This is a genomic window from Actinomadura sp. NPDC048032, assembly GCF_040653175.1.
In the GTDB taxonomy this organism is placed as follows: domain Bacteria; phylum Actinomycetota; class Actinomycetes; order Streptosporangiales; family Streptosporangiaceae; genus Spirillospora; species Spirillospora verrucosospora.
Genome location: NZ_JBEZJP010000513.1, coordinates 1 through 5,182, shown reverse-complemented (window position 1 = coordinate 5,182; position 5,182 = coordinate 1). Strand labels below are relative to the sequence as shown.

Annotated in this window: 4 protein-coding genes; 1 reads left to right on the top strand and 3 read right to left on the bottom strand. The window is 70.6% G+C overall.

Features of this window, described 5'->3' with window-relative positions:
* Positions 1 to 26 precede the first annotated feature (26 nt).
* The 3 genes from AB0C69_RS37750 to AB0C69_RS37740 form a co-directional block, all read right to left on the bottom strand.
* Positions 27 to 1,826: a potassium transporter TrkA gene (locus tag AB0C69_RS37750; protein WP_360360606.1), complete on the bottom strand. Its 1,800-nt coding sequence runs from the start codon at positions 1,824 to 1,826 to the stop codon at positions 27 to 29.
* A gap of 192 nt (positions 1,827 to 2,018) precedes the next feature.
* Positions 2,019 to 2,348 (bottom strand): Lsr2 family protein, encoded by a 330-nt coding sequence (locus tag AB0C69_RS37745; RefSeq protein WP_179834013.1) that lies wholly within the window; start codon positions 2,346 to 2,348, stop codon positions 2,019 to 2,021.
* Positions 2,349 to 2,365: 17 nt separating this feature from the next.
* On the bottom strand, positions 2,366 to 2,815 hold the full coding sequence (locus AB0C69_RS37740; protein ID WP_360360603.1) for an Lsr2 family protein: 450 nt from the start codon (positions 2,813 to 2,815) through the stop codon (positions 2,366 to 2,368).
* A gap of 213 nt (positions 2,816 to 3,028) precedes the next feature.
* On the opposite strand from AB0C69_RS37740, the gene AB0C69_RS37735 reads away from it, so the two are divergent.
* On the top strand, positions 3,029 to 5,125 hold the full coding sequence (locus AB0C69_RS37735; RefSeq protein WP_360360601.1) for a catalase: 2,097 nt from the start codon (positions 3,029 to 3,031) through the stop codon (positions 5,123 to 5,125).
* Positions 5,126 to 5,182: the final 57 nt, after the last annotated feature.

Sequence of the window (5,182 nt, the reverse complement as noted above, 5' to 3'; positions counted from 1 at the left end):
CTTCCGATCTACAAGAGACCGGCCCCTCAGAGAAGCAGCGCCCCCAGCACCCGCCCCTCAGCCCGCAACAGGCGGTAGCCGAGCGCGACCTCGCCGCGCCGCCGGGCCGACTCGATGAGCGTCGCGAAGTCGGCCTCGGCGCCCGGCGCCAGGTAGTCGCAGGCGGGCTTGAGGTAGATCTCCGAGCCGGCCGGGTCGAGCAGGTCGGCGAACACCTCGTACAGGTGCCGGTTCTCGCTCAGCTGGGTCAGCATCAGGCTGATCAGCTTCTCGCTGACGACGAAGTCGTCGGCCTTGGTGACCTGCGCGATCTCCCGGTTGGCGTCGTCGTTGATCTCGCTGACGATGGCGAAGGGGTCGCCGAGCCCGTCCTCGATGTCGCGCAGGTGCAGCAGCGTGACGAGGGTGCGGGCGTCGGCGTGCTCCCGGTCGCGCCCGGCGTCCGACAGCACGATGACGCGCTGGAACGAGCCGAGGTCGAGGGACTCCAGCGCCGGCCGCTCGGTCGGCTCCGCCCGGACGAAGTCGATCTTGAGGTGGGCCGCCGGGGGCAGCGCCCCGGTGGGGTCCTCGCGCGGCGCGGCGACGACCAGCGCCGAGTCCGGGGCGAGGAACTCGTCCAGCAGCTCGATGATCTTCGGTGCGCGGTGGTTCCAGCCGAGCATCAGCGTGCGCTCGGGCACCGGGGGCCGCGCGGTCGCCGTCGTGATCGCCGCCTCCCGGACGGGCGGCGCGGGCCCGGTGGCGAGCCGGATCAGCAGGTCGTCCTCCGCCAGGAGGATGATCTCGTCGTCGGCGCGGATCACGGTGTCCATCGGCGGGTTCAGCAGGACGGCCCCGTCCGCCCGCCGCAGTCCGGACGGGACGCCGAGGTCGTAGGCCGACAGCGACTCCCCGAACGTCCTGCCCGCGAGGGCCGGTTCGGTGCGCATGTAGAACTCGTGGCCGACGAAGTCCAGCAGCTCGGTGCAGACCTGCGACAGCCCCGACTGGCGGTGCGACTGGACGATCAGCCGGATCGCCACGTCGTCGGCGTCGATGACGTGCGCGGCGGGGCCGCCCGCGAGCCGGGCGGCGGGCAGGTTGGCCGAGTCGTGCACGGCGGCGACCACGTGCGGACGGTGCCGCCCCCAGGTGCGGGCGCCGAGCGACAGCAGCACCTTGATGATGCGGGCGTCGGCCTCGTCGACCTCCGGCGTGACCACCATGATGGACCGCGCGGTGCCGGGGCTGACCAGCTCCACGTCCGCGACCTTCAGCGGGTCGCCGGTGCGGCACACGATCCTGGTGCGGCCGAGGTCGCCGACGCGCGCGCGGATGGCGTCCTCCATCTCGACCTTGTCCCGGTCGGCGAGGATCGCGACGCACGACCTGCGCCGGCTCTGGTTGGCCTCCACCAGCTCCGCCACCACGGTGAAGACCTGCTCGGACCAGCCGAGCAGCACCGTGTGGTCGTGCTCGACGATCCGCGACCGGCCCTTGCGCAACTCGGTGATCTTCGCTTCCAGGCCGGTGGTGAGCACGCCGATGAGCGAGCTGACGATGAAGATCCCGCCGATGGTCGAGACCAGCATCAGGCCGAGGTACGGCGCGGTGCCGGTGTCGTCCCCCATCGTCCCGGGGTCGAGCGTGCGCAGCAGGCTGCGCCAGACCATGCCGGGCCAGTGGCCGTTGGACTCGCTGTCGCCGGGCGCGAGCATGACGGCCGCGGTCGCCACCACCAGCACCAGCGCCCCGGACGCGAGCCCGAGCCAGCCGATGAGGGCGGGCGTCCCCTTCGCCATCGTCCGGTCGAACCAGTACCGGACCTTGTCCCGCCGCGTCACGCGTGTCAACGGGCCGCCCCCTCCGCCGTCGCCCCGGCGCCAGCTTATTGTGTTGTCTCGCACCATTACTGGCATTCTCTCCCGCAATGGGGGGAGGATTTGCCCGATGCACACGCAAGAGGGCCGGGGCGTGGATAAATCCGCCCCGGCCCCTCGCCGCGCGCCGGAACACCCCCGGCCGCGCGGCGGCCGCTAGTGCGCGGCTTCGTACTGCTCGATCACATTGGCGGGGATACGGCCCCGCTCATTGACCTTGATGCCGCGGTTCTTCGCCCACTCGCGAATCTCGGCGGAGCGCTCGCGGCTGCCCGCGGTGCGCGTCCCGCGGCCGCCCCGGCCCGCGGCCTTGCGTGCCTTGCGGGCGCCGGCCACGAACGGCTCCAGGCCGCTGCGGAGCTTGGCGGCGTTCTTCTTGCTCAGGTCGATCTCATAAGACGTGCCGTCGAGGGAAAAGCTGACGGTCTCGTCAGCCTCTCCGCCGTCGATGTCGTCCACGAGAAGGACTTCGACCTTCTGTGCCATGCGGGGACTCCCTCTAGCTATGCGTCCGGCTTGGCGTCCGGATGTGCCTCGATGAATGCAGCATAGACCTCATCCGATATCTTGCCACGTTCGGAGACTTCGATGTCCTCACGCAATGCCCACGCGCGGACATCGCCGTTCGTGTAGCCCTTGATCTTCGCGGTGCGCGACTTGCGGCCCTTCCCTGCCGGCTTCACCTCGGCGGCGTTCTCGATGAAGGGCGCGAGGGCGTCCAGCATCTCGTTCAGCCGCTTGTAGTTGTCATCGTTCAAGTCGATCGTGAACGTCCGGTCGAGGACTTCGAAGTCCCGCTTTGCGACATCGGCTCCTTCGGAGCCGTCGATGTCGTCCACCCGAATGACCTTCTCGGCCATGTGTTCTGTGTCTTCCTTCCCCTTGCCGACGCGGCGACCTTGACCGTAGCGGATTCCGGGGGCGGACATGGTGGCGGGACGCGCGGGGAGCACGGAAGAAGGGTGCGCGCCGGCCGCCGCGGCTCCGGTTCGCGCGGTCGCCCCTCCCGTCCTCCCCGCGCCCGAACGAGCACGAGCCCCTGGACCGGGTGGGACGGAGGGAGGCCCAAGTTCCGGTCAAACAACGCATGCCGCGGAGTTCCCGGGGTAGCCGCCCCATCACGGGCGCAGCCACCGCCACCGACCCATCACCCGAGGAGCCAGAGCATGGGCGACCCCACCGGCCGCAACGACCGGAAGCAGGAGCAACTGGACCCTCGGCGGGTGAGCCCGGAAGGGGCGAGGCTCACCACCGACCAGGGGATCCGGGTCGACGACACCGACAACTCGCTCTCCGCGGGGGAGCGCGGACCCTCGCTGCTGGAGGATTTCCATCTGCGCGAGAAGATCACCCATTTCGACCACGAGCGGATTCCCGAGCGGGTCGTGCACGCGCGCGGTTCGGGAGCCTACGGCCATTTCACGCTGCACGAGTCCCTGGCCGAGTACACGACGGCCGAATTCCTGACGGACACCTCGCTGACGACGCCGGTGTTCGTGCGGTTCTCCACCGTCGCCGGGTCCCGCGGCTCCGCCGACACGGTCCGGGACGTCCGCGGGTTCGCCACGAAGTTCTACACGCGGCAGGGCAATTTCGACCTCGTCGGCAACAACATGCCGGTCTTCTTCATCCAGGACGGCATCAAGTTCCCCGACTTCGTGCACGCGGTGAAGCCCGAGCCGGCGAGCGAGATCCCGCAGGCGTCCTCCGCGCACGACACCCTCTGGGACTTCGTGCAACTCCAGCCCGAGACCATGCACATGATGATGTGGCTCATGTCGGACCGGGCGCTGCCGCGCAGTTACGCGATGATGGAGGGCTTCGGCGTCCACACTTTCCGGCTCGTGAACGCCGAGGGGCGCGCGACGTTCGTGAAGTTCCACTGGAAGCCCAGGCTCGGGATCCACTCGCTCGCCTGGGACGAGACCCAGAAGATCGCGGGGAAGAACCCCGACTTCAACCGGGCCGACCTCTGGGAGCGGATCGAGGCCGGCGCCTTCCCCGAGTACGAGTTCGGGGTCCAGCTCGTCCCGGAGGAGGACGAGCACGCGTTCGACTTCGACCTGCTCGACCCGACCAAGATCATTCCGGAGGAGCGGGTGCCGGTGCGGCCGGTCGGCACGCTGGTGCTCGACCGCAACCCCGACAACTTCTTCGCCGAGACCGAGCAGGTCGCCTTCCATCTCGGCAACGTCGTGCCCGGCATCGACTTCACCAACGACCCGCTGCTGCAGGCGCGGCTGTTCTCCTACCTGGACACGCAACTGATCCGGCTCGGCGGGCCGAACTTCCCGCAGCTCCCCGTGAACCGTCCCGTCGCGCCCGTCCGCAACCACCACCGCGACGGCTACCACCAGACGGACATCCACCAGGGGCGGGCGAGCTACCACAAGAACTCGCTGTCGGGGGGCTGCCCGGCGGTGGGCGGCGAGGGCTCCTTCACCCACTACCAGGAGCGGGTGGACGGCAACAAGATCCGCAAGCGCAGCGAGAGCTTCGCCGACCACTACTCCCAGGCGACGCTGTTCTGGAACAGCATGTCCGACTGGGAGAAGGAGCACATCGTCGGCGCGTTCCGGTTCGAGCTCGGCAAGTGCGACCACCGGCACATCCGGGAGGGCGTCATCGAGCACCTCAACCACGTCGACCACGCGCTCGCCGTCCAGGTCGCCGAGGGCGTCGGGGTGGAGCCGCCCGGGGAGCCGGCGACGGCGAACCACGGCCGCACCTCGCCCGCGCTGAGCCAGGCGAACGCGCGCGCGGACTCCGTCCAGGGCCGCAAGATCGCGGTGCTGGTGGCGGACGGGGCCGACTCGGCGGCCGTCGCGGCGGTCGGCGACGCGCTCACCGAGGCCGGGGCGGTGGTCGAGGTCCTCGCCGCGAAGGACGGCTTCGTCCAGGCGGCGAACGGCGGGCAGATCGAGGTGACCCGCGCCATGCCGACGGTCGCGTCCGTCCTCTACGACGCGGTGCTCGTGCCGGGCGGCGAGCAGAGCGCGCGGACGCTGGCGGGGGACGGCGACGCCGTGCACTTCGTCGCCGAGGCCTTCGTCCACTGCAAGGCGATCGGCGCGCTCGACGAGGGCATCGGCCTGCTGGAGCGGGCCGGCATCGACGGCGTGCGGTTCTCCGACGGGGACGCCGTCAGCGACGCCGGCGTCGTCACCGGGCGCGGGGCGGGCGGCGGCTTCCCCGCCAAGCTGGTCGAGGCGGTCGCGGCGCACCGGCACTGGACGCGCAAGAAGGCGCACGTGCCGGCCTGACCCGCGGCCGGGGACGGCCTCCCGCCCGCAGGCGGGACGGATCGGGGGACGGGGCCC